Consider the following 24,222-nt stretch of genomic DNA (forward strand, 5'->3'; position numbering starts at 1 on the left):
GCTGTGGAAACCGGCCAGACTGTGGATAACTCTGTGGATCGCCGGGGTGTCCGGTGGATCACCGACCACCCCGGCGCCGTCCGTCAGATGTCGAGGAACCGCACGTCCTTGGCGTTGCGCTGGATGAACGACCGGCGCGCCTCGACGTCCTCACCCATCAGCACGCTGAACAGCTCGTCGGCGGTTGCGGCGTCGTCGAGCGTCACCTGGCGCAGCGTACGGGTGGCCGGGTTCATCGTGGTCTCCCACAGCTCGGGATAGTTCATCTCGCCGAGGCCCTTGAACCGCTGGATGTCGTCCGGCCTGGCGTTTGCCTTCTTCTGCTGGCGCAGCGCGATCAGCCCGTCGCGCTCCCGGTCGGAGTACGCGTACTGGGCGTCGTCGCCCTTCCGGTTCCACTTGATCTTGTAGAGCGGCGGGGCGGCCAGGTAGACGTGGCCCAGCTCGACAAGCGGCCGCATGAAGCGGAACAGCAGGGTGAGCAGCAGCGTCTGGATGTGCTGGCCGTCGACGTCGGCGTCGGCCATCAGCACGATCTTGTGGTAGCGCAGCTTCTCGATGTCGAAGTCGTCGTGGATGCCGGTGCCCAGCGCGGTGATCAGCGCCTGGACCTCGTTGTTCTTGAGCACCCGGTCGATCCGGGCCTTCTCCACGTTGAGGATCTTGCCGCGGATCGGCAAGATCGCCTGGGTACGCGGGTCGCGGCCCTGCTTCGCCGAACCACCGGCGGAGTCGCCCTCGACGATGAAGACCTCGGACTCGCGCGGGTCGGTGGACTGGCAGTCGGCCAGCTTGCCCGGCATCGAGCCGGACTCCAGCAGCGACTTGCGCCGGGCCAGCTTGCGCGCCTGCTGGGCGGCGATCCGGGCCCGGGCGGCCTGGGACGCCTTCTGGATGATGATCTTCGCTTCGCTCGGGTTGCGGTCGAACCAGTCGACCAGCGACTCGTTGCAGACCCGCTGCACGAAGCTCTTCACCGGGGTGTTGCCCAGCTTGGTCTTGGTCTGCCCCTCGAACTGCGGGTCGGTCAGCTTGACCGAGATGATCGCGGCCAGGCCCTCGCGGATGTCCTCGCCGGAGAGCCGCTCGTCGCCCTTGAGCAGCTTGCGGTCGGCGCCGTACCGGTTGACGACGCTGGTCAGCGCGGCCCGGAAGCCCTCCTCGTGGGTGCCGCCCTCGTGGGTGTTGATGTTGTTGGCGAAGGTGTAGACCGACTCGCCGTACGACTCGTTCCACTGCATCGCGATCTCGACCGACATGCCGGCCTCCTCGGCGCCGAACTCGACCACCGTCTTGTGGATCGGGTTCTTGGAGGCGTTGAGGTGCCGGACGAAGTCGGCGATGCCGCCGTCGTAGTGGAAGGTCACCTCGCGGATCTTGCCCTCCTCACCCTCGGGCACCCGCTCGTCGAGCAGGTGGATGGTGAGGCCACGGGTGAGGAAGGCCATCTCCTGCAGGCGCCGGTAGATGGTCTGGAAGTCGAAGTCGACGGTCTCGAAGACGTCCGGGTCGGGCCAGAAGGAGACCGCCGAGCCGGTGCGGTCGGTGGCCTCGCCCTTCTCCAATGGGGTCGGCTTGGAGTGGTCGTAGCGCTGCCGCCAGACGAACCCGTCCTTGTGGATCTCGACGGCCATCCCGGTGGAGAGCGCGTTCACCACGGACACGCCGACGCCGTGCAGGCCGCCGGAGACGGCGTACGCCTTGCCGTCGAACTTGCCGCCCGCGTGCAGCACGGTCAGCGCGACCTCGACACCCGGCTTCTTGAGCTTGGGGTGGAGGTCGACCGGGAAGCCCCGGCCGTTGTCGGTGACCCGGACCCCGCCGTCGGCCAGCAGCACCACGTCGATGGTGTCGCAGTAGCCTGCCAGCGCCTCGTCGACCGCGTTGTCGACGACCTCCCACACGAGGTGGTGCAGGCCGCGCTCGCCGGTGGACCCGATGTACATACCGGGCCGCTTCCGGACCGCCTCCAGCCCTTCGAGGACGGTGATCGACTCGGCGCCGTACTTCTTGTTGTCCTCCGCTGCCACCCTCGGCCACTTTCTGCGCCGGCCACGCCAAGGCGCGGGGCGCGGGTTCGGCGGACAGGACGCGACGTCGGGCGCGCACGGACCGGCCCGGATGCCCAGGTCGGGGATCGCTCGCGCCGGTCGCCGCGGTTGCCCGCGGATCGCGATCGGCTCGACCGGGCCCGGGACAATGATCAAGGGCCTGCGGGCCCGTTGTCCGTCGCACCGTGTCCGGTCTTCGTCTCGCCCTCAATCTTACTGTGCGCACACGACAGAACCGCCACTCGGCACCCCTGTAATGGCGGCTGAGAACTCCGTAGCGGGCCGAACTGCGCTGTCCGCGACTCCCCCTACACGCCAGGCCCCCGTCGCGGGTCGCCGCCGCCGTCGGATCGCCGGGCCGGGCCGGGGCGGACGTGGCGGACGACCGCGCCGTACCGTAGCTTTGCCACGCCGCCCGGGCTGCTCTTGATCTTTTCCGGTCGGAACCGGGACGATCGACCCGATCGCTCGCACACGTGCTGAAGAGGTGACGCCAGATGGGGCTGGACAACGTCGCGGTGCACTGGCCGCGGACCGGCCGCTTCTACGATCCGGTCGCGCCGGCCGAGTTCGTCGACTTCGGCGAGATCGTCGACCTGCCGCGGATCTCCGCGCCGACCGCGGCGCTCGCCGAGCTCATCGCCAAGACCGGCACGGTACGGGCGACCGCCTACACCGAGCTGGTCGACCTGATCCTCGGGCTGGAGGATGTGCTCTACGCCACGGAGAACGCCGCCGAGGACGAGGATCCGGTGATCGACCCGGACGGTTGCTCCTGGATCGCCGGCGGGGTGGAGAAGTTCGTCGCCCAGCACCGGCCGTTCGGCGAGGCGGTGACCTTCGAGTCGGTAAGCGAGGTGCTCCGGTCGCTGCTGTCCGACGGTCGGCTGGCCGAGCAGCAGTTGCGCTGGCTGGACAGCCGGCTGGACAAGCTGCGGGACGAGAACGGCGAGCCGCCGCAGTGGAGCTTCACCTGCGCCGAGCTGGCCGTGCTGGCCGCCTTCTACCGCCGCTGCGCCGACCGGGGCTTCGCCGTCTACGCCGACGCCTGATCCGGTCGCCCCGGCGCGGGCGGCTCGGTGGTGGCCCGGTTCGCCGCCGCGATCACCTCGGTCAGCACGGTGTGCAGGTGCCGCAGGTCGGCCAGCGGCAGGCCGAGCCGCTCGACGATCGCGGGTGGGATCCGCTCCGCCTGCGCCCGGAGCGCCCGCCCTTCGGGGGTGAGCGACACGGCGAGGCTGCGTTCGTCCGACGCGTCCCGCTCACGTCGCAGGTAGCCGGCCGCTTCGAGCCGCTTCAGCAGCGGTGACAGGGTGCCGGGGTCGAGTTGCAGGAGCCGGCTCAGCTCGCGACCGGAGAGCGGCGCGTGCTGCCAGAGGGCCAGCATGACCAGGTACTGCGGGTGGGTGAGGCCCATCGGCTCCAGCAACGGCCGGTAGACCGCGACGACGCCGCGGGCGGCGACGGAGAGCGCGAAGCACACCTGCTGCTCCAGCGCCAGCGGGTCACCGTCGAGTTGCTCGGACACCTGCGGCCTCCCTGGGGTCGTTGCGATCGTAGCAATGGTTGCTGTACCAATGGTTTGTACACCAACGGTTGGTCGGGAGGGGCAGGTATGAGCACCGAGGAGCACATCGGGGACGCCGCCGGCAAGGGCGGGCGCCTCATGAGTTGGGTGTTCCGCAACCTGGCCGGTCCCCCGCAGATCCAGGGCGCGCTCCAGGGCGGCTCCCGCCAGGCCCGCGAGGGCTGGAAGCAGGACCTCGAACGGCGCAAGCAGTGGAGCCGGGAGCAGCGCGAACGCAAGCGGGCCGAGCGCGAGGCCCGGCGCGGTAGCTGACCGTCAGCCGTAGGTGTCGCGGGGGCCGCGACCACGCACCCGGCGCGGCCCCCGCGACCAGGACGGCGCGGCCGGGCCGTGGATGTGCAGCTTCCGGACCACGTTGTGGCCGACCTCCCGGCCGATCTGCTGGAGCAGCGAGCCGGCGAGCAGCCGGAGCTGGGTGGCCCACGCGGTCGAGCGGGCCTCCACGGTCAGCTCGCCGTCCTCCAGCTTGACCGGCCGGCTGTGCTGGGCCACCTCCGCGCCGACGACCTTCTCCCAGGCGCCGAAGACGGTCGCCTCGGCGGCCGGCTGCTGCCAGCCGCGCGCCTTCATCAGCCGTTCCAACACCACGCCCAGCGGTTGGGGGTCGCGCGGGTCGGGGCCCGACCCCGAGTAGCCGCGCAGCCGCTTCTCGCCGTCGCCGCGTACCGCGCCGCGCCGCCGGGTGGGCGCGGCGGCCTGCCGGCGGGCCTTGGCCGCGTCGAGCACCGCGCGGGCCAGCTCCGGTCCGGACGCGCCGGCCGGCGGTTCCGCGGCACTGTCGCCGGCCGCGGGCGCTCCGGACTTCCGGGTACGGCCCGCAGCGGGTTCCCCGCCGCCGGCGGGCGGTGCTCCGCCGGCCGGGGCCGGCTCCCCGGGCCCACGCTCGGCGCCCGACGCACCGGCCCGCCGAGGGGCCGAACCACCGGGGGTACGCCGGGCCGGGTCCTTCGCCGGCCCCAGCCGGGCGGGCGGGAGCAGAGGCTCATCCGACACGGTGCACCGTCCCCTCACCGACCGCGTACCGGGTGCCGCGCAGGGCAGCCGGCACGTCCTCGTCCACCGCACAGGTCACCAGCAGCTGGCTGGCCCCACCCACCAGCGCGGCCAGCCGCTCCCGGCGACCGGCGTCCAGCTCCGCGAACACGTCGTCGAGGACCAGCACCGGCTCGATGCCGTCGGTGCGCAGCAGGTCGTAGCCGGCCAGCCGCAGCGCCAACGCGTACGACCAGGACTCGCCGTGGCTGGCGTACCCCTTGGCGGGCAGCGGGCCCAGGGTCAGGCTCAACTCGTCGCGGTGCGGGCCGACCAGGGTGGTGCCCCGCTCGATCTCCGCCGATCGCTGTTCGGTGAGCGCGGCGGTCAGCGCCTCGGCCAACGCCGCCCGGTCCGGGCTCGGCTCGGGCAGCGGCACCGACGGCCGGTACGCGATGCCCGCCGCGCCCCGGCCGGCGGCCACCGCGTCGTACGCCTTCGCCACGTGCGGGGTCAGCGCGGCGACCAGCTCCAGCCGGCCGGCCAGCAGCTCGGCCCCGTGCTGCGCGAGGTGCGCGTCCCACACCGCGAGGGTGGACAGGTCCCCGCCCCGGGAACCGCCGGTCTTGCGGGCCAGGTACGCGGTGCGCAGCAGGGCGTTGCGCTGCTTGACCACCCGCTCGTAGTCGGCGCGTACCCCGGCGAACCGGGGCTGCCGGAGCACCAGCAGGTCGTCCAGGTAGCGACGCCGCTCGGCGGGATCGCCGCGGACCAGTTCGAGGTCCTCCGGGGCGAAGAGCACCAGCCGCAGCGCGCCCAGCACGTCCCGGGCGCGGCGGGCCGGCGAGCGGCCCAGCCGGGCCCGGTTCGCCTTGCCCGGGACGATCTCCAGCTCGACCAGGAGTTCCCGGCCGTCGTGCACCACCGCGCAGCGGATCACCGCCGACGAGGCGCCCATCCGGACCAGCGGGGCGTCGGTGGCGACCCGGTGCGAGTCCAGGGTCGCCACGTAGCCCAACGCCTCGACCAGGTTGGTCTTGCCGACGCCGTTGGCGCCGATCAGCACGTTCGGCCCCGGCTCCAGGTCGACGCCGACCCGCTCGTACGAGCGGAAGTCGACAAGTTCCAGCCGGCGGACGTACACAGGTTGTGGATACCGGTCAGCGCTTGTGGACGGCGTGGCCGCCGAACTGCTGGCGCAGCGCGGCGACGGCCTTCATGGCGGGTGAGTCGTCCTGCCGGGAGGCGAACCGGGCGAACAGCGAGGCGGTGATGACGTTGAGCGGCACGGCGAGCCGGACCGCCTCGTCGACCGTCCAGCGGCCCTCGCCGGTGTCCTCGGTGTAGCCGCTCAGCTCGGCCAGCTCCGGGTCCTCGTCCAGCGCCCGGTCGAGCAGGTCGAGCAGCCAGGAGCGGACCACGGTGCCCTCGCGCCAGGACTTGAACACGCCCGGCACGTTGGTCACCAGCTCGGACTTGCTCAGCAGCTCGTAGCCCTCGGCGTAGGCGTGCATCAGGCCGTACTCGATGCCGTTGTGCACCATCTTGGCGTAGTGGCCGGCGCCGACCGGGCCGGCGTGCACGAAGCCGAACTCGCCCGCCGGCTTGAGCGCCTCGAAGACCGGCATCAGCCGGTCGACGTGCTCCTGGGCGCCGCCGACCATCAGGCCGTACCCGTTCTTGTTGCCCCAGACGCCGCCGGAGACGCCGACGTCGACGTATCCGATGCCCTGCTCGTTGAGGCGCTCGGCGCGCGGGGCGTCGTCGCTGAACCGGGAGTTGCCGCCGTCGATGATGATGTCGCCCTCGCCGAGCACCCCGGCGAGCTCGTCGATGGTGGTGTCGGTGACGCCGGCCGGGACCATCACCCAGACCGCGCGGGGCGACTCCAGCTTCTCGGCCAGCTCCGCCAGGCTCGCGACGTCGCTCAGCTCCGCGTTGCGGTCGAAGCCGACCACCTCGTGCCCGGCGGCGCGCAACCGCTCGCGCATGTTGCCGCCCATCCGGCCGAGTCCTACCAGGCCGAGCTGCATCTGCTGCTACCTCCGTACGTGCGGGTCCTGCGGGCGCCGGTCAGCGGGAGACCCGGATCGGCATGATGAGGTACCGGTACCCCGGGACGACCTCGCCATCCTCGCCGGCGGGGGAAATCACCGCCGGCTTGAACGCGTCGACGAAGTGCAGCAGGGCGTGCTGGGCGCCCAGGTTCGTCAAACCGTCGATCAGGTACTGCGGGTTGAAGCCGATGGTCAGCGGCTCGCCGGTGAAGGTGGCCTCCATGGCCTCGCTGGCCCGCGCCTCCTCGGTGCCGCCGGCCTCGACCACCAGGCCGTCGGAGCTGAAGCTCAGCAGCACCGGGGTGGTGCGCTCGGCGACCAGGGCGACCCGCTTGACCACCTCGATCAGCGTGCTGACCGCCACCTGGGCCGCGGCGTTGTGGCTGTTGGGGAAGAGCGAGCGCACCGGCGGGTAGTTGGCGCCGTCGAGCAGCCGGCTGGTGGTGCGCCGGGTGCCGCCGGCGAAGCCGATCATCCCCTCGCCGGCCGTGCCCTGGGAGAGCGCCAGGGTCACCGAGCCGCCGAGCGGGCCGAGGGCCTTCGCGGTGTCGTTGAGGGTCCGGGCCGGCACCAGCGCGTTGACGCTGATCTCCGGGTCGTCCGGGTGCCACTCCATCTCGCGCAGGGCGAGCCGGTAGCGGTCGGTGGCGAGCATGGACAGCGTGCCGCCGGAGAGCTCGACGCGTACGCCGGTCATCATCGGCAGCGTCTCGTCCCGGCCGGCGGCGATCGCGACCTGGGAGACGGCGGCGGCGAAGGCCGCCGCGTCGACCATGCCGGCGCTCTCCGGCATCTCCGGCAGGGTGGGGTAGTCCTCGACCGGCATGGTCGGCAGGGTGAAGCGGGCGCTGCCGCAGACCAGCTCCAGGTGGGCGCCGACGGCGGCGATGTCCACCGGCTTGGCCGGCAGCGCCTTGGTGATCTCGGCGAGCAGCCGGCCGGAGACCAGGGCGGCGCCGTCGGCGTCTCCCTGCACCTCGACGGTGACCTGGCTGGAGACCTCGTAGTCGAAGCCGGAGACCTGCAGGTTGCCGTCGGTGACCCGCAGCAGCACGCCGGCGAGGACCGGTACGGACGGCCGGTTGGGCAGGCTCTTCGCGGTCCACGCCACCGCTTCGGCGAGCGCGTCGCGCTCTACTCGGAACTTCATCAATGCCTCCGCGTCGACGTCAGCGACAACTCTCTCATGCCGACCGCTGCCTGCCGTCCCGCCCGACCGTGCGGGTACCCATCGCACCTTAGGGCGCGGGGACATCGGCTGTGCGCCCGACCCCGTGGATCTGCCGGTGCCGGAGCGACTGTCTCCGGCCGTTCCGGCCCGATCCACAGGAAGTCCAACGGTGATGATTGGTTTTTGTTGTTTTAGAAGAGATAACTCATCGTCTTCATCGCACCTGTGCAAACTGTGGAGAACCGGCGTCTGCCCAGTTCAGACAGGTTATCCACCGGTGGTTTGGCTGTGGAGAACCAGGGGTACAACCGGTGTCCCGGTCCACAGCCACGCCGCGTCCCCAGGTTGTCCACGGTTGTCCACCGGTTGTCCACCGCTAATCCACCGGGTTTCTCCCCAGTGCTGTGGACGGCGCGGAACGCCTCGACCGGCGTCATCCCCAGAACCTTCAACAGGCCGCCCACAGGCCCACCGTCGGCGGTGGACAACCGGAGCGTTGTCCCCAGGCGTCCACAGGTCCGTCCCCAGGAGTTGTCCACAGTCTGTGGGTAACCGGGTCGGGACGGAGGGTGGTTTTCCACCGCCTGTGGAACAGGGGGTGTGGACAACCGGGCCGAGGTGTGGACGAACACGACGCCGATGGTGGCCCCTGCACCGGGTCGAGGGTCAAGCGCCCGTACGCGAAAGGGCCCGCCGGACGTCCGGCGGGCCCTCGTCGTCGGTTCGCTCAGGGGGTGTTCTGCTTGATCCGGTTGGTGAGTTCGGCGATCTGGTTGTAGAGCGAGCGGCGCTCGGCCATCTGCTGCCGGATCTTGCGGTCGGCGTGCATCACCGTGGTGTGGTCCCGGCCGCCGAACGCCTGCCCGATCCGGGGCAGCGACAGGTCGGTCAGCTCCCGGCACAGGTACATGGCCACCTGGCGGGCGTTGACCAGCACCCGGGAGCGGGAGTGCCCGCGCAGGTCCTCCAGGCTCACCCCGAAGTAGTCGGCGGTGGAGACCATGATCTGGTCGGCGGTGATCTCCGGGCCGGCGCCGTCCGGGATGAAGTCCCGCAGCACCTCCTCGGCCAGCGACAGCTCGACCGTGGAGCGGGTCAGGCTGGCGAACGCGGTGACCCGGATCAGCGCCCCCTCCAGCTCCCGGATCGAGTTCGACACCCGGGAGGCGATGAACTCCAACACGTCCGGCGGCGCGTACAGCCGTTCCTGGGCCGCCTTCTTCTGCAGGATCGCGATCCGGGTCTCCAGGTCCGGCGGCTGGATGTCGGCCAGCAGCCCCCACTCGAACCGGGTCCGCAGCCGGTCCTCCAGCGTCGCCAGCTGCTTCGGCGAGCGGTCGGAGGTGATCACGATCTGTTTGTTGGCGTTGTGCAGGGTGTTGAAGGTGTGGAAGAACTCCTCCTGGGTCCGTTCCCGGTTCTCCAGGAACTGGATGTCGTCGATCAGGAGGATGTCCACGTCCCGGTAGCGCCGCTGGAAGGCGCTGGTCTTGTCGTCCCGCAGCGAGTTGATGAAGTCGTTGGTGAACTCCTCGGTCGAGACGTACCGGACCGAGCGGGCGTTGCCCAGCGTGGTGGCGTAGTGCCCGATGGCGTGCAGCAGGTGGGTCTTGCCCAGCCCGGAGCTGCCGTAGATGAACAGCGGGTTGTACGCCTTCGCCGGCGACTCGGCCACCGCCACGCTCGCCGCGTGGGCGAACCGGTTGGACGAGCCGATGACGAACGTCTCGAACATGTACTTCGGGTTGAGCCGGTTGCCGCCGGAGTCGGCGGCGCCGGGGAGCCGACGGTCGTCCCGTCCGCCCGGGCGGTGATCCGCGCCACCACGGCCCGGCCCGCTCTCCGCGCCGCCGGCCAGCCCGCGCGGCGGCGGCTGGTCACGGGCGGCGCGCGCCTCGTCCCGGTAGCGGGGCTCGAAGCCGCCGGACTCGGAGCGCGGGCGCTCGTCCAGGCGGGGCCGGCCGCCGCGGGCGGGCGGGGCCGCCGGCTCGTCGAACGTGCCGAAGAGGGTCTCCTGGGCGTCCCGGCTGGCCGGGATGTGGGTGCCGCGCCGGCCGTCGCCGGGCGCCGGTCGGGTCCCGGTGCCGTCCGCCGCCGGCCGTACCGCGGGACGATCCTGCTCCGGCGGGGGCCCGAGGTCGGTGTCCCGGTCGATCCCGGGTGGCCCGGTGTGATCGAGGTAACCCGGGCCGCCGTGGTCCCAGCCCGCCAGGGGCTCCGGGTAGGCCGGCGGCCGGTGGTCGACCGGCGGTCCGTCGCCGGGCACGGCGACCGGCAACTCCGGCGCGGTCTCGTAGCCGGCCTCCGGGGCGCTGCGGTAGACGGTGCCGGCCGGGCGCCCCGCGCCGTCCTCGGGCAGCCGTACGGTGACCGCCACCTGGATCGGCCGGCCGAGCCGGCGGGTGAGCGCCTCGGTGATCGCCGGGCGGAGCCGGGACTCGATCACGTCCCGGGTGAACGCGTCCGGGACGGAGAGCAGCGCGGTGTCCTCGACGATCGCGCGCAGTCGGGTGAGGCGCAGGTACGCCCGCTGCTGGGCGGAGACGATCTCGTCGGCGAGCTCGTCCGTCGTCGCCGTCCACACCGCGGCAAGGTCGGTCGTACCGGCCACCGTCGTGCCACCCCCCTCGCCTCTGCCCCCGGTCGCCGCTGTGGTCCAGCCAGCCGTACCGGGCCCGCCACCGTGTCGAGCGGGGGTGTGACACCCACCCGGACGGCTGACCGGTCGTCATCCACAAGTTATCCACAGCCTGTGTGTACCGACCGATTGTGGCCGCCCGCCGGACGCGGGTCGGACCTGGCCCCCCGGTCTCGACGGGCGCTGAAGCGGGTTCACCGTGCCGAACGATTCACGACCTTGTCCGGTCTTGCCGGTCAGCGACTTTTCCCCACCCCCGCCGCTGACCGCAAACGCGCACGCTAACAGCGCGGGCGGCACGGCATCAACCGCCGACGCCCCGCCCACCTTGTCGGCATCAGCAAAAACCGCCGCTTCGGTCCCGGTCGTCCGGTAGCGGGTCATCTGCTGTTTGACGGTCATTGCCCCCCTGCGTAGGCTGGAGCGGCTGCTCTCTCGCCCTCTGCTAGGGTGATTGATGCTTGCTGTCCGCGGTCGCGTTCCCGCGTCGCCGAGGTGCCGATTCGCCGGACAGCACCGATCGGAGGCCACCCACCGAGGTGGTCTTGAGCCACCCCACGACCCGGGCGATCCCGCGCCCGGGACGTACGAAAACGGAGAGCCTGACGTGAGCAAGCGCACCTTCCAGCCGAACAACCGCCGGCGCGCGAAGACCCACGGCTTCCGGCTGCGCATGCGCACCCGTGCCGGCCGCGCCATCCTGTCGACCCGTCGCGCCAAGGGCCGCACCCGCCTGTCGGCCTGACGCCGCACAGGTCGGTACCGGGGGCGTGGTCAGTCGTGCTGGCGGCCGCACAGCGACTGCGGCGCAGTAACGACTTCGCCGCAGCGGTCCGCGGTGGCCGACGCGCCGGACGAGGCGCGGTCGTGGTCCACCTGACCCTGCCGACAACGCCCGACGGCGCCACAGCGACCTCGCCGGAGCCGGCGCGGGGCGCGGAGGCCATCTCCGCACCGACCCGCGCCGGCTTCGTCGTGTCCAAGGCCGTCGGGCCGGCCGTGGTCCGGAACAAGGTCCGGCGCCGGTTGCGCCACCTGGTCCGCGAACGGCTGGACGCGCTGCCCGCCGGGAGCACCCTGGTGGTACGCGCGCTGCCGGCCGCGGCCGACGCGTCGTACCTCCGGCTCGGCACTGACCTCGACGCGGCGCTCGCCGCCGCGCGGGCTCCCCGGGGGCGGCGGCCGCGATGACCGACCACACCGGCGCCCGGCCGGCGACAACGGGTGCCCGGCTGCTGGCCGGGCCCATCATCGCGTACCGTCGTTGGATAAGCCCGGCGCTGCCGGCCCGCTGCCGGTTCTACCCGTCGTGCAGTGCGTACGCGCTGGAGGCGGTGACCCGGCACGGTGCGCTCCGGGGAGCCGCCCTGACGGTCCGGCGGCTCTCGCGCTGCCACCCTTTCCACCCCGGTGGACATGACCCGGTGCCGGAGCCGGGCGGCCGCCGCCGCGCTGACGTGACTGGAGCCTGAGAATTGAGTCTCGACTGGATCTACTCCGCGATCTCGTGGATCCTGCTGACCTGGCACTCGGCCTGGGACGCCATCGGGGTGCCGGTCGACACGGTGCTGGGCACCAACTGGGCCTGGATCCTGGCCATCATCTTCCTGGTGGTCACCGTCCGGGTGATCCTGTTCCCGGTCTTCGTCAAGCAGATCAAGTCCCAGCGGGCGATGCAGGCGCTCCAGCCCAAGGTCAAGGAGCTGCAGGAGAAGCACAAGGGTGACCGGGAGACGCTCCAGAAGGAGATGATGGAGCTCTACCGGAAGGAAAAGGCCAACCCGCTGATGGGCTGCCTTCCGATGTTCCTCCAGATCCCCGTCTTCCTCGGCCTCTTCCACGTGCTGCGCCGGCTCGACCCGGCCAAGATGAACAAGGACCTCTACGGCTGGTCCGTCGAGCAGTTCGACAGCGCCTCGAAGGCGACGATCTTCACCGCGCCGATCGCCGGCAAGTTCGGCTCCACCGCCGACGAGCTGGCCCGGCTGGGCGCCAACGGCACCACCGTCAAGGTGCTCGCCGGGATCCTGGTGCTGGTCATGATGCTCACCACCTACCTGACCAGCCGCCAGATGATCCTCAAGACCGGCTGGGCCGAGGACCCGCAGCAGCGGATGGTGCAGCGGCTGATGCTCTACGGCATCCCGGCCTCGCTGCTGATCTCCGGCGCGATCTTCCCGATCGGTGTGATCATCTACTGGGTCACCAACAACCTCTTCACCCTCGGCCAGCAGCAGTGGGTGCTGCGCAAGTTCCCGCCGCCGGTGACCAACCCGACCAAGGCCGGCGCGACCCGCGCCGCGGTGCAGCCGGCGAAGACCGGCGGGCTGTTCGGCCGCAAGCCGGCCCCCCAGGCCCCCGCCAAGCCCGCCACGCCGAAGGTCGCCGGGCCGAAGCCGGGCGCCCGGCCGGTCAACCCGAAGAAGAACCGCCCGGCCAAGCGGCAGGGCTGAGCTTGTCGGCCGCCGCCGGACCCCCGGCGGCGGCCGGTTCCGTCGATCGAGCCGCCGCCTCCAGGCAGGCGCCGACCGGAACCCACCGCGCACCGCGCGGTCGCGGGCGAAACTGGCCCGTACAGACGTGCCCGCGGGCACCGGCGACCTCCAGCCGGCCCCGGGAGACCAGCGGACCCGACGGTCCGGCCGAGCGAGTACGGAGATGAGACCGTGACCGACACCAGCATTCCCAGCGTCGACCCGGCCGTGGACGAGGAGAACGCTTCGACCACGGCACCGGACGACGTGGCGGAGACCGACGCCGAGGGCGGCGCGCGGGAGAAGAAGGCCCCGGCCGAGAGCGAGCTGTTCCGGCAGAGCGAGATCGCCGCCGACTACATCGAGGGCCTGCTGGACATCCTCGACTACGACGGTGACATCGACGAGCTGGTCTCCGGTGGCCGGCCGGTGGTCGAGGTCGTCGGCAGGCGCCTGCAGAGCCTGGTCGGCCAGCGGGGCGCCACCCTGGAGGCGCTCCAGGAGCTGGCCCGGCTGGCGGTGTTCCGGCAGACCGGCTCGCCGAGCCGGCTGCTGCTCGACGTGGGCGGATACCGGGCCACCCGGCGCAAGGAACTCGCCGCCGTCGCCAAGAACGCGGTGGAGAAGGTCAAGGAGTACGGCGAGCCGGTGCGGCTGGAGCCGATGTCCGCCTTCGAGCGCAAGTGCGTGCACGACGTCGTCAACGCGATGAGCGGCGTGGAGAGCGAGTCGGAGGGCGTCGAGCCCAACCGGCGCATCGTCGTCAGCCCGGCGGACTGACCGAGTGGACCACCAGCACGTTCCCGGCCCGGGTGGCACGCCGCCCGGGCCGTCCCCTGTCCCCTCCCCGTTCCTCCCCGACGAACCGGCCGCTGTGGCATCCGCCAGTGAACCGGCGGCCGTGCCCCCCGCCGAGCCGCCGGCCGTGGCGTCCGTCGACGAGTCGGCGGCCGTGCCCCCCGCCGACGAGCCGCCGGTCGTGGCGTCCGCCGGGGAGCTGTCGGAGGTGGTGCTGCCGGCCGAGCTGGCGGAGGCCGCCCGCACCCTCTTCGGTGACCGGCTCGACCTGGCCGCCGCGTACGCGGAGCTGCTCGGCACCGACGGCGTGGTCCGCGGCCTGATCGGCCCCCGCGAGGCACCCCGGATCTGGGACCGGCACCTGCTCAACTGCGCCGCCGTCGCGGAGCGCATCCCGCAGGGCGCGACGGTCATCGACGTCGGCTCCGGCGCGGGGCTGCCCGGCCTGGTGCTGGCGATCGCCCGACCCGACCTCGAGGTCACCCTGGTCGAGCCGCTCGCCCGCCGGACCTCCTTCCTCGTGGAGGCGGTGCAGCAGCTCGGCCTGACCCGCTCGGTGCGGGTGTTCCGTGGGCGCGCCGACGAGGCGGCCTCGGGGGCGACCGGTGTGGGTCCGTTCAGCGGTGACGTGGTCACCGCCCGCGCGGTGGCCCCGTTGGACCGGCTGGCCGCCTGGTGCCTGCCGCTGGCGGTACGCGGGGGACGGGTGATCGCGCTGAAGGGTGCCTCCGCGTCCGAGGAGATCGCCGAGCACGGCGCGGCGGTGGCCCGGGCCGGCGGTGGCGAGCCGGTCGTGCACAGGTGCGGCACCGGGATCATCGACCCGCCGACCACGGTGGTCGAGATCGTCCGGGAGCGGATGGTGGTGCCGCGGGCGGCGAAGCCCTCCCGGGCGGCCCGCCGGGGCCGGGGTCGCTGACCCGCGCAGGCGGTGTTCGGTGCCCGGTCGGGGCTCCTGGCGGCGCGGCGGTCGGGGGCGGGTGGCACCGCGCTCCTCGTCCCCCCTTCGCGCCCGTCGTCCCTAGCCCGCGGCCGGTATCCCCACCAGTCCCGTTGTGGGTGGCGCCCCGACCCGGCCGGTGATTCCGATCTCCACCGGAAGTCGAGGTGGGCTTCCCGCCAGGCGTTCCTTCGTTGGACAGGTAACGGGATGAGCACCCGACATGGACCCGCCGCGCCCGTGCGCCGTAGGCTGGCCGCGCGTCGATAGTGTGGAGCGGGCGGCACCGCGAGGCATCGGTCTCGGCCGCTTCTCCCAGAAGGGCCGGCCGCTCGGTGGAGCGGGCGTGCGAGGCCAGTTGACGGGGTGCCGACCGACATCCGGAGCGGGCAGGGATGACAGGTGCATGACGACGGCAGGTACGACGACCCACGGGTGAACGGTTCGGGCGACCCAGCCTCCACAACGGACCATGTTTCACGTGAAACCGACCAGCGCGGCGGATCGGCCGGCGAGTCGACCGACTCCGCTGCGGACTGCGCTCCGGTCGTACAACGGGACGGGTCGCCGACTGACGTCATCGCCGCATCGACCGCGGACGGTGGCCGGGACGCCGAGACGACGGGCCCGGTGCCGTCGGGGCGGGCGGGATTCGATGTCCCGAACCGGCCGGCGAACCTACCCGGGGCAGCGGGACCGGATGGCCCGGCTCGCCCGGCGAACCTGCCCGGGCCGCGACCGGTGGAGCCGCGCCGCAACGCGGCGGCCTCCGTGCGCTTTGAGCCGCCGGCCGCCGCGGCGGTGGTGCCGCAGCAGCCGGCCGCACCGGCCGCCGGCCCGGTGCCGCAGCAGCCGGCCGCCCGAGCGGTCCCGGACGCCACGCGGGCAGGGGCGGTCGGCGAGACCGTCGCCCCGTACGCTCAACCGGACGAGGCCGCGTACGTTTCACGTGAAACTCCGACGCGCGAAGAGGATGATCCACCGTTGGCTATGGAGGCGAGGCGCGCCGTGCAGATCCTGAATCCGAGTGGCGAGGTGACCATGCCTCGACCGGAGCGGACGCGGGTCATGTGCGTCGCCAACCAGAAGGGTGGCGTCGGTAAGACCACGACCACGGTGAACCTGGCGGTGGCCCTCGCGCTGCACGGCAACCGGGTGCTCGTGGTCGACCTCGACCCGCAGGGCAACGCCTCCACCGGGCTCGACGTGCCGCACCACACCGGCATCCCGGACGTGTACGACTGCCTGATCAACAGCATGCCCCTGGCCGAGGTGGCCCAGGCCGTCGACGGCATCCCCAACCTGTGGTGCGTGCCGGCGACCATAGATCTGGCCGGCGCCGAGATCGAGCTGGTGTCGGTCGTCGCGCGGGAGTCCCGCCTCGCCCGGGCGATCGCCGCCCACCCCGGCGACTTCGACTACGTGTTCATCGATTGCCCGCCCTCGCTCGGCCTGCTGACCGTCAACGCGTTGGTGGCCGCGCAGGAGGTGCTGATCCCGATCCAGTGCGAGTACTACGCGCTGGAGGGGTTGAACCAGCTGATCAACAACATCAACCTGGTCCGCCAGCACCTGAACCCGGCGCTGGAGGTCTCGACGATCCTGCTCACCATGTACGACCGCCGTACCCGGCTGGCCGACGCCGTGGAGCAGGACGTCCGGAACCACTTCGGCGACAAGGTGCTCCAGGCGGTGATCCCCCGTAACGTGCGCGTGTCCGAGGCGCCGAGCTACGGGCAGTCCGTGATGACCTACGACCCCGGCTCCCGGGGTGCCACCAGCTACTTCGAGGCCGCGCAGGAGATCGCCGAGCGCGGAGCCAAGGAGCCGGTGAGCCGGCATGCGTAGTACGGACAACCCGCTGGGAGGCGTGGCATGAAGAACCGACCCCGTGGCGGTCTGGGACGCGGGCTCGGCGCGCTCATCCCGACCGGTCCGGCGCCGGCCGACGGTACGACCGACACGGCACCGGCCCCGCAGTCGGTGAGCCCGGCCATCCTGCCCGGCCCCGCGGAGGCCGCCTCGGCCGAGCTGTCCGCGCCCGCGCCGCAGGCTCAGCCGGAGCCGGAACTCAGCCCGGTCCCGGGGGCCCGCTTCGCCGAGATTCCGGTCGACGCGATCGTGCCGAACCCGAAGCAGCCCCGGCACGTCTTCGACGAGGACGCCTTGGAGGAGTTGAAGACCTCCATCCGTGAGGTCGGCTTCCTCCAGCCGATCGTCGTACGTCAGCTCGACCCCGACAAGTACGAGCTCGTCATGGGCGAGCGGCGTTGGCGGGCGGCCCAGGCGGTCGGACGGGAGAGCATTCCCGCGATCGTCCGGGACACCCGCGACGACGCCATGCTGCGCGACGCCCTGCTGGAGAACATCCACCGGGCCAACCTCAACCCGCTCGAAGAGGCGGCCGCCTACCAGCAGCTGCTGGAAGAGTTCGGCGCCACCCACGAGGAGCTGGCCCGCCGGATCGGCCGGAGCCGGCCACAGATCTCGAACACCATCCGACTGCTCAACCTCCCGCCCCAGGTGCAGCGCCGTGTGGCCGCGGGAGTTCTCTCCGCCGGCCACGCCCGGGCGCTGCTCAGCCTCGACGACGCCGAGGCGCAGGAGCAACTGGCGCTCCGGATCGTCGCCGAAGGGCTCTCCGTACGGGCCACCGAGGAAGTGGTGGCCCTGGCGCTCGCCGACGGGCCGGCCAAGGCTCCCGCCGCCAAGCGTCGACCGAAGCCGCACGCACCGGCGCTGACCGACCTGGCCGATCGGCTTTCCGATCGCTTCGACACCCGGGTGAAGGTGGACATCGGGCGAAGCAAGGGGAAGATCACCATCGAGTTCGCCACCGTCGACGACCTGGAGCGGATCGTCGGCATCATCGGCGTGACCAAGGGCGACGAGCCCGAGGACTAACCGGACCCATCGACGCCGGCCGCGTACCTCCGATGTCGGGGGCGCGGCCGGCGTCGTTCGTGCGCGGCTGGTGGCGACGACACCGAGTGGCGGAGCCGATGGCGGCTGGTCGCTGCGGCCGCCGACCTCACCCGGGCCGGGCGGCGGCGGGTCTGGCGGCGGGTCGGTCAGGGCCGCCGCAAGGCGTCGTTCTTCCTGAGGCGGTACCAGCTCGTAGGTTTCACGTGAAACGTGGGCCATGTCGAGGGCGACCGGCGCGGTCGATCGGCCCTCCTCGTCGGTCGGCCCTCCTCGTCGGTCGGCCCTCCTCGTCGGTCGGTCGGAGGCGGGTCTCGCTGGTGCGGGCTCCGGATTTGCGGCAGCGATGTTTGCACAACGGCCGGCCAATACCGGCAACCAGTCGACGCTGCTGCTGGCCGGCCTCTGTTGCCTGGCGCGTTGCCCGTTCGCCAGTCAAGCTCGGCGCTGGCCCCACGGGGCGGTAGTCAGGACGCGGGGGATCACCACCGGGTCTAGCGGCCGGCCAGGGTGCCGTGGGCCTTCGAGGGCGGATCCTGTCCGGGCCATGCCGGCGGCCGGCCCGTGGCATGGCCGGGACAGGGCAGCCGGTGGTCCGGCCGGGACAGGCCCAGCCCGTGGCACGGCCCCGACGGGCTGGCCGGTGGCACGGCCTCGACTACCCAGCGGTGCGTGTGTTCTTCGCCGGCCGGCGTGGTCGGCGCCGCCGACCCGTACGGCGTCCACGAAGGCTCGGCTGTTACGCGACCGATGTGGGTTGGCTGGGCGTTCCCGGGCGTCCGGCATTCCGCTACTGGGCAACGCCACTGGGACGTAGCGGCGTGCCCGTTTCACGTGAAACCGGAGTCGTGGCCTGTGGCGAGCACGCTCGTTGCCGAGGCTGGCGTTGGCCTTCGCCGGCTGGCTCGCGCCGGTGCTGCCACCCGAGTGGTGGGGTCGACTTCTCGTCGCCCCCTCCTCCGCTGTCGTCGGTTGGCGGTGCTGCCCGACAGTCGGGCGAGCAGCGCCGCACCACGCTGAAGCAGGAGGGCCGGCTGCTGGGCAACTGCGAACTGCGCCCAGCGCGGCAACGGCGAGACACGGGAGATGCAGCGGGCGGCTCGCACTGGCATGGCCTGGCTAGCGCCCAGCGCGGTGACGGCGAGACGCGGGCGATGTAGCGGGCGGCGTTGGGACTGGCGTGGCCTGGCCAGCTGAGCGGCCCGAGGTCGCGCCATCACCGCGACCACCGCCAGGGCCGACCCGGGGCGAGGCGACCGCTCGATCGGCGGCACTGTGGCGGCGCTTCACCTGGTGTCGCTCGCCCGGCAAAGCGACAGCGGGACGGAAAGCGCCAGCGGTCCGCGCTGCCGGCGCGTGCCGGGCCGACGACTCGGCCCGCTCACCCGAGGACGGCTTTCCAGCCGGTCCCGGGTGAGCGGGTGGCCGAGCAGCCTGGCGTCCAGCACCGCTGGGCCACCCCTGACCGATCCTGTACCGCCAGCGGCGCTCACCGGCCGGTTGTGGGCCGCCTTTGCCGGGCGCCCCAGTTTCTCTGTTTCACGTGAAACCGGCGGCGATTATGTCGTGAGCTGCTCCGGTCACCCTTCCGACCCGGCGGCATCCGGCCCGCAGCGCCAGAGCTGCGGGACGGGTGCCGCCGGCTCAGCCAAGTGCGATCGGCAATGAGAGGACCGCCGGCCGATTGGAGAGCAATGCGAATCCCACCTCTTCCCGAGCCGATGCGCGCCCACCGACACGCTCCTTGATGCGATGGCCCTCCTGTCCCGCTGAGCCGTTCCAGGCGGTTCCGGCCACTCTCGACCCACAAGCCCCGGTCGAAGGCGGGCGTGGAGCCTCTCAGTGCCTTTTACGCACCCGCGAACTGCTCGGCGGCGGACCCGGGTCAGCACCCGACTGGCGGGCGTCGCCGCGCTGAGCGGAATCGCCCGCCGGTATCTGGCCCCGGAACCGCCGGCTCAGGGAGCCAGTCGCAGCCGTCCATCGGGAGCGAGCACCCCTTCTCCGCCTCGCTCGTTAGGAAGGAAGGGCGCGTCGGGCCCGGTCCTGAGGACGCCCCGCACGCAACCGCCGCTGGCGACGGAGACCGGGTGCACCCGGGCCGAAAAGGGAGTCGGGGAGGCCGATCGAGCCCACCGAAGCTGGTGGCCGCGACCAGCGGCCGATGGCGTTACGAGGGTGCCTCCCGGTCCTGTGGAAGAGCGCGACCGGCCGTACGAGTTATCCACAGGGGTTTTCCACAGGCCACCCTGTTTCACGTGAAACCCCGCGTAAAACAGGGTGTGTGCCTGTGGATGACGCGGTGTGCTGTGGATCTCAGCGGCCCTCTGCGCGCACTCGTCACGTGTCGCGAGCCGGTGAGCCGCCCCCGTTGTGGACGAACCCCGGGAACAGGAAAAGGGGATTCCAGGGGGCCCTTCTTCCCGCCGGCTCGGTTAGGGTCACCATCGTGCCCGACACCCCTCCCTCAGTTCCGGACTTCACCCAGTGGCCCTCGTTCCCCTTCGAGGGCGACATCCGCGTCAAGCAGCTTGCCGACCCCGTCGCGGAGGAGCCGCTCCGCAAGGGCGAAGGCAACCGCGACTGCACCGCCTGCCAGGCTCCGGACGAGGCGTACATCTGGGTCGGTGAACGGTGGCGGGTGCGGGCGATGGACCGGCCGACCGGCCTGCCGATGGTGTTGATCCTGGAGTCCCGGTCGCATCTCGACCTCGGGGACCTGCCCAACCTGCTCGCCGCCGAGCTGGGCGTCATGACCGTACGCCTGGAGCGGGCGATCCGGTCGCTCGACGGCGTCGCCCGGGTGCACGTGAACCGGTGGGGAGACGGGTCGGCGCACCTGCACATGTGGTTCCTCGCCCGGCCGTACGGGCAGCTCCAGTTGCGCGGGACGTTCCTGCCCCTCTGGGACTCGATCCTGCCGCCCATCTCCGAGGCGCGGTGGCGGGAGAACCTGGCTCTGGTGGCCGCCTGGCTGGCCGAGTTCGGCGGGCGCCCACTCGCCGAACCCCCGCGCATCCAGTGGCAGGCACCGTCGAGCTTCTCGGGACCGGCCGCCGAGCCGGTGAGCGAACCGGCCGAGCCGGCGTCGGTCATCGAGGCCGCCGAGGAGGCCCCGGCGCCCGAGGACGACGAAGAGGTGACCGAGGCCGAGGAGGACCAGAAGCCCGCCCCCGGCACCGGATCCGCCTGACGCGCCCCCCCGGTCGATGTGCCCGGGCGACGGCGGCGCGGACCAGACGTAGCCGGCCGGGACGACGGTCGGCCCGCCGGCCCCAGGCCGATGTGCGGACCGCGTCCGAGGGCCCAGGGCGTCGGGGGTGTCCCCGGCTACCGGGGCCGGGCGACGGCCCGGGTGACCAGGGTGCCGAGCACCCGGCCGAAGTCCAGGCCGCCGGCCTGGATCGCCAACGGCAGCAGCGAGGTCTCGGTCATGCCCGGCGACACGTTGACCTCCAGCACGTGCGGCCGGCCGTCCGCGTCGACGATCAGGTCCACCCGGGACAGGTCCCGCAGGCCCAGCGCCTGGTGGGCGGCGAGCGCGACGTCCGCCACCGCGCTCGCCACCTCCGGGTCCAGCCGGGCCGGGGCGTGCCAGGTGGTCCGGCCGGCGGTGTAGCGGGCCGCGTAGTCGTACACGCCGTTGCGGGGCACGATCTCCACCGCGGGCAGGGCCTGCGGCCCGTCCCCGAGGTCCAGCACCGACACGGCGACGTCCATGCCGGGCACGTAGCGTTCCACCAGGGCGGTCGAGTCGTACGCGAAGCAGCCCACCATGGCTGCGGGTAGCGCCGCGTCGTCCCGGACCACCGCGGCGCCGAGCCCCGACCCGCCCTGGGCGGGCTTCACCATCAGCGGCAGCCCCAACCGGTCCACGATCCGGTCCAGCACGGCCACCGCACCCAGCTCGGAGAACCGGTCGTGCGGCAGCGCCACCCAGTCCGGGGTGGGAATGCCGGCCTCGCGGAGCACCGCCTTCGCCGACGGCTTGTCCCAGGCGAGCCGGGACGCCCGCGCGTCGCACCCGACGTACGGCACGCCGCACAGGTCGAGGACGCCGCGCAGCGAACCGTCCTCACCGGTGGCGCCGTGCAGCGCGATCACCACCGCGTCCGGCGGGTCCGCGGCGAGCGCCGGCAGCAGGGCGACGTCCGCGTCGCGCAGCTCGGCCTCCAGCCCGGCGCCGCGCAGCGCGTCGAGCACCCGGCGACCCGAGCGCAGCGAGACGTCCCGTTCGTAGGAGAGCCCACCGGCGAGCACCAGGACGTGCAGCTCGCCCGTCGCGGCGGGGTCGGTCACCAGGGAGTGGTCGGCGGAGGTGGCAGCCATGCCGGAATCATGCCAAGTCGGGTCCGGGGGCGTCCGCGCCGGGACGCCCCCGCCGGATCCCGGGACGGTCCACCGGCCCGAAGATCCGCCGCATGGCGATGTCCTGCTCCATCACCCCGGCCAGCCGGCGGACCCCCTCGCGGATCCGCTCCGGCGGCGGGAAGGAGAAGTTGAGCCGGATGTTGCCGCTGCCCGACCCGTCGGCGTAGAACCCGGTGCCCGGCACGTACGCGACCCGGGCGGCGATGGCGCGGGGCATCATCGCCTTGGCGTCCAGCCCGTCCGGCAGGGTGGCCCAGACGAAGAGACCACCGCCGGGGGTGGTCCAGGTGGTGCCGGCCGGCATCATGTCGTCCAGGGCGTCCAGCAGGGCGTCGCGGCGCTCCCGGTAGACCTCGCGGTAGACCTTCAGCTGCTCCCGCCACGGCATGGTGGACAGGTACGTCGTCACCGCCGCCTGGGCGTAGGCGCTGGGGCAGAGGATCTGCGCCTCGCTGGCGATTACCAGCTTGTCGCGGACGGCGTGCGGGGCGAGGATCCAGCCGACCCGCAGCCCGGGCGCGAAGGTCTTGGAGAAGGTGCTGAGGTAGAAGACGCCCTCCCGGCGGCGGGCCCGCAGCGGCTTCGGCGCCTCCCCCTCGAAGCCCAGCTGACCGTACGGGTCGTCCTCCACCACCAGCAGCCCGGCCCGCTCGCAGATGTCCAGCACCCGTTCCCGCCGCTGCTCGCTCAGCGTCACGCCGGCCGGGTTCTGGTAGGTGGGGATGGTGTAGAGGAACTTCACCCGACGGCCGGCGCGGGCCAGGTCGGCGATGGCCACCTCCAACGCCTCGGGGATCAGCCCCTCGTCGTCCATCGGCACGTGCACCACCTGGGCCTGGGCGGCCTGGAGCACTCCGAGTGCGCCGACGTACGTCGGGCCCTCGGCGAGCACCACGTCGCCCGGGTCGAGGAAGAGGCGGGCGACCAGGTCGAGCGCCTGCTGCCCGCCGACCGTCACCACCACGTCGTCCGGGGAGGCGCCGCAGGAGGCGTCGATGCCGGAGAGGGCCATCACCTCGCAGATCCGCTCGCGCAGCTCCAGGGTGCCCTGGCCGATGCCGTACTGGAGGGTGGTGGCGCCGTGCTCGGAGCCGAGCCGGCCGAGCATCTCGCCGACCGCGTCCAGCGGCAGCGCGGCGATGTAGGGGGCCCCACCGGCGAGCGAGACGACCTCCGGCCGGCTGGCCACCGCGAAGAGCGCCCGGATCTCCGAGGCGGTCATGCCGCGGACCCGCCGGGCGTACCGGTCGGTGTAGTCGTCGAGCGTCGTGCCGGTCATGACATCACCTCGATCGCGTGTCGGGTGGCTCCCACCCGGGTGGTACCCGGGTCGCCGGCGACCATGGCGGCGCGGGCACCGATTCCGTCGATCCTAGTTCGCCCCGCCCACCAGCGGCTCCACCACGCGGTGGAGGTCCACATCCCGGACCCGTCGGACCACCGACGGCGGGCGTTCGCGCGTCCTCTCCCGTACGGTCGAGTGGCGGCGTACGATCGCTCGTCGGGGGCAGGAAGGCGGCGGCGTCGTACCGCGGTGGTTTCACCTCTGAGCCTAAGTGTGGGGATGCGCCAATGTCGCGACGTCTGGTCAGTCTGACCCTGGACACGTTGGAGGATCTGCCCCGTCCGTGCCGGCAGTGCGTCTTCTGGGAACTTGATCCGGTTTCCGCCGAGCGGGCCTGCGCGGCCGGCGACCCCGGTCTGGAGAAGGAGGCCTGGGTCTCCCAGACCCTGCTGGAGTGGGGCTCGTGCGGCAAGCTCGCGTACGTCGACGGGATGCCCGCCGGCTTCGTCATGTACGCCCCACCGGCCTACGTCCCCCGCTCGATGGCCTTCCCCACCTCGCCCGTGTCGGCCGACGCCGCGCTGCTGATGACCGCGCACGTGATCCCCACCTTCGCCGGTGGCGGCCTGGGCCGGATGCTGGTCCAGGGCGTCGCCCGGGATCTCACCAAACGGGGCATCAAGGCGATCGAGGCGTTCGGCGACGCGAAGTTCGGCGACGTGGACGAACTGGTCAGCGGCTGTGTCGCCCCGGCCGACTACTTCCTGTCGGTGGGCTTCAAGACGGTCCGCCCGCACCCCCGCTACCCCCGGCTGCGCCTGGAGCTGCGCACCGCGCTGTCCTGGAAGTCCGACGTGGAATACGCGCTGGAGAAGCTGCTCGGCTCGATGAGCCCGGAGTCCCTGCTGCGCCCGGTCCGCCCCGCCCCGGCCACCCGTTCCGCCGGCCGCTGACC

At 72.4% G+C, this 24,222-nt stretch carries 21 protein-coding genes and 1 pseudogene; 12 read left to right on the top strand and 10 right to left on the bottom strand.

Translation table 11 applies throughout. The features are described from left to right. Window positions 1-83: 83 nt before the first annotated feature. On the bottom strand, window positions 84-2,030 hold the full coding sequence (gene gyrB, locus K7640_RS17130; protein ID WP_222955856.1) for a DNA topoisomerase (ATP-hydrolyzing) subunit B: 1,947 nt from the start codon (window positions 2,028-2,030) through the stop codon (window positions 84-86). 518 nt (window positions 2,031-2,548) lie between these two features. Here gyrB and K7640_RS17135 point away from each other — a divergent pair. Continuing rightward, on the top strand, window positions 2,549-3,103 hold the full coding sequence (locus tag K7640_RS17135) for a hypothetical protein (protein ID WP_222955857.1): 555 nt from the start codon (window positions 2,549-2,551) through the stop codon (window positions 3,101-3,103). Here K7640_RS17135 and K7640_RS17140 read toward each other — a convergent pair. Continuing rightward, on the bottom strand, window positions 3,088-3,579 hold the full coding sequence (locus K7640_RS17140) for a MarR family winged helix-turn-helix transcriptional regulator (protein WP_222955858.1): 492 nt from the start codon (window positions 3,577-3,579) through the stop codon (window positions 3,088-3,090). The two genes, K7640_RS17135 and K7640_RS17140, sit on opposite strands and share 16 nt — an antisense overlap. A gap of 87 nt (window positions 3,580-3,666) precedes the next feature. Here K7640_RS17140 and K7640_RS17145 point away from each other — a divergent pair, with 87 nt between their 5' ends. Continuing rightward, on the top strand, window positions 3,667-3,891 hold the full coding sequence (locus tag K7640_RS17145; RefSeq protein WP_222955859.1) for a hypothetical protein: 225 nt from the start codon (window positions 3,667-3,669) through the stop codon (window positions 3,889-3,891). Window positions 3,892-3,894: 3 nt separating this feature from the next. Here the strand turns inward: K7640_RS17145 and K7640_RS17150 are convergent, their stop codons facing one another. The 6 genes from K7640_RS17150 to K7640_RS17175 form a co-directional block, all read right to left on the bottom strand. Continuing rightward, window positions 3,895-4,632 carry a DciA family protein gene (locus K7640_RS17150; RefSeq protein WP_308042576.1) on the bottom strand — a complete coding sequence of 246 codons (738 nt, stop codon included), beginning with the start codon at window positions 4,630-4,632 and terminating at the stop codon, window positions 3,895-3,897. Next, window positions 4,622-5,755, bottom strand: coding sequence for a DNA replication/repair protein RecF (recF, locus tag K7640_RS17155; RefSeq protein ID WP_222955860.1), 1,134 nt, complete (start codon window positions 5,753-5,755; stop codon window positions 4,622-4,624). Before recF ends, K7640_RS17150 begins: the two co-directional genes overlap by 11 nt. A 16-nt stretch (window positions 5,756-5,771) precedes the next feature. Next, window positions 5,772-6,644, bottom strand: coding sequence for a phosphogluconate dehydrogenase (NAD(+)-dependent, decarboxylating) (gene gnd / locus K7640_RS17160; protein WP_222955861.1), 873 nt, complete (start codon window positions 6,642-6,644; stop codon window positions 5,772-5,774). 40 nt (window positions 6,645-6,684) lie between these two features. Next, window positions 6,685-7,818 (bottom strand): DNA polymerase III subunit beta, encoded by a 1,134-nt coding sequence (gene dnaN, locus K7640_RS17165; protein ID WP_222955862.1) that lies wholly within the window; start codon window positions 7,816-7,818, stop codon window positions 6,685-6,687. A gap of 748 nt (window positions 7,819-8,566) precedes the next feature. Continuing rightward, entirely contained in the window at window positions 8,567-10,450 is a 1,884-nt protein-coding gene (gene dnaA / locus K7640_RS17170) for a chromosomal replication initiator protein DnaA (protein ID WP_222955863.1), read from the bottom strand. Window positions 10,451-10,567: 117 nt separating this feature from the next. Further along, complete coding sequence (locus K7640_RS17175) at window positions 10,568-10,879, bottom strand: hypothetical protein (RefSeq protein ID WP_222955864.1); 312 nt, start codon at window positions 10,877-10,879, stop codon at window positions 10,568-10,570. 205 nt (window positions 10,880-11,084) lie between these two features. Between K7640_RS17175 and rpmH the strand changes: the two genes are divergently transcribed. The 9 genes and pseudogenes from rpmH to K7640_RS17220 all read left to right on the top strand — a co-directional run. Continuing rightward, window positions 11,085-11,222: a 50S ribosomal protein L34 gene (rpmH, locus tag K7640_RS17180; RefSeq protein WP_088969042.1), complete on the top strand. Its 138-nt coding sequence runs from the start codon at window positions 11,085-11,087 to the stop codon at window positions 11,220-11,222. 35 nt (window positions 11,223-11,257) lie between these two features. Beyond that, window positions 11,258-11,668, top strand: a complete 411-nt coding sequence (gene rnpA, locus K7640_RS17185; protein ID WP_222955865.1) for a ribonuclease P protein component — start codon at window positions 11,258-11,260, stop codon at window positions 11,666-11,668. Continuing rightward, window positions 11,665-11,949, top strand: a complete 285-nt coding sequence (yidD, locus tag K7640_RS17190; protein WP_222955866.1) for a membrane protein insertion efficiency factor YidD — start codon at window positions 11,665-11,667, stop codon at window positions 11,947-11,949. The genes rnpA and yidD overlap by 4 nt, the downstream gene beginning before the upstream one ends. A 3-nt stretch (window positions 11,950-11,952) precedes the next feature. Further along, complete coding sequence (gene yidC / locus K7640_RS17195) at window positions 11,953-12,930, top strand: membrane protein insertase YidC (protein WP_222955867.1); 978 nt, start codon at window positions 11,953-11,955, stop codon at window positions 12,928-12,930. Between the two features lie 213 nt (window positions 12,931-13,143). Next, window positions 13,144-13,731, top strand: coding sequence for a R3H domain-containing nucleic acid-binding protein (locus K7640_RS17200; protein WP_222955868.1), 588 nt, complete (start codon window positions 13,144-13,146; stop codon window positions 13,729-13,731). A gap of 4 nt (window positions 13,732-13,735) precedes the next feature. Next, entirely contained in the window at window positions 13,736-14,668 is a 933-nt protein-coding gene (rsmG, locus tag K7640_RS17205) for a 16S rRNA (guanine(527)-N(7))-methyltransferase RsmG (RefSeq protein ID WP_374198099.1), read from the top strand. A 423-nt stretch (window positions 14,669-15,091) separates the two neighbouring features. Further along, window positions 15,092-16,537 carry an AAA family ATPase gene (locus tag K7640_RS17210; protein WP_374198100.1) on the top strand — a complete coding sequence of 482 codons (1,446 nt, stop codon included), beginning with the start codon at window positions 15,092-15,094 and terminating at the stop codon, window positions 16,535-16,537. A gap of 27 nt (window positions 16,538-16,564) precedes the next feature. After that, on the top strand, window positions 16,565-17,593 hold the full coding sequence (locus K7640_RS17215) for a ParB/RepB/Spo0J family partition protein (RefSeq protein WP_222955869.1): 1,029 nt from the start codon (window positions 16,565-16,567) through the stop codon (window positions 17,591-17,593). 2,467 nt (window positions 17,594-20,060) lie between these two features. Next, window positions 20,061-20,801, top strand: a pseudogene (locus K7640_RS17220) (hypothetical protein); the annotation flags it as partial. A 140-nt stretch (window positions 20,802-20,941) separates the two neighbouring features. Here the strand turns inward: K7640_RS17220 and K7640_RS17225 are convergent. Both K7640_RS17225 and K7640_RS17230 read right to left on the bottom strand, forming a co-directional pair. Beyond that, window positions 20,942-21,940: a D-alanine--D-alanine ligase gene (locus K7640_RS17225; protein WP_222955871.1), complete on the bottom strand. Its 999-nt coding sequence runs from the start codon at window positions 21,938-21,940 to the stop codon at window positions 20,942-20,944. 7 nt (window positions 21,941-21,947) lie between these two features. Beyond that, window positions 21,948-23,261, bottom strand: a complete 1,314-nt coding sequence (locus tag K7640_RS17230; RefSeq protein WP_222955872.1) for a PLP-dependent aminotransferase family protein — start codon at window positions 23,259-23,261, stop codon at window positions 21,948-21,950. 293 nt (window positions 23,262-23,554) lie between these two features. On the opposite strand from K7640_RS17230, the gene K7640_RS17235 reads away from it, so the two are divergent. Then, window positions 23,555-24,220 (top strand): GNAT family N-acetyltransferase, encoded by a 666-nt coding sequence (locus K7640_RS17235; RefSeq protein WP_222955873.1) that lies wholly within the window; start codon window positions 23,555-23,557, stop codon window positions 24,218-24,220. Window positions 24,221-24,222: the final 2 nt, after the last annotated feature.

It is taken from the genome of Micromonospora sp. PLK6-60 (assembly GCF_019890675.1).
GTDB lineage: Bacteria > Actinomycetota > Actinomycetes > Mycobacteriales > Micromonosporaceae > Micromonospora.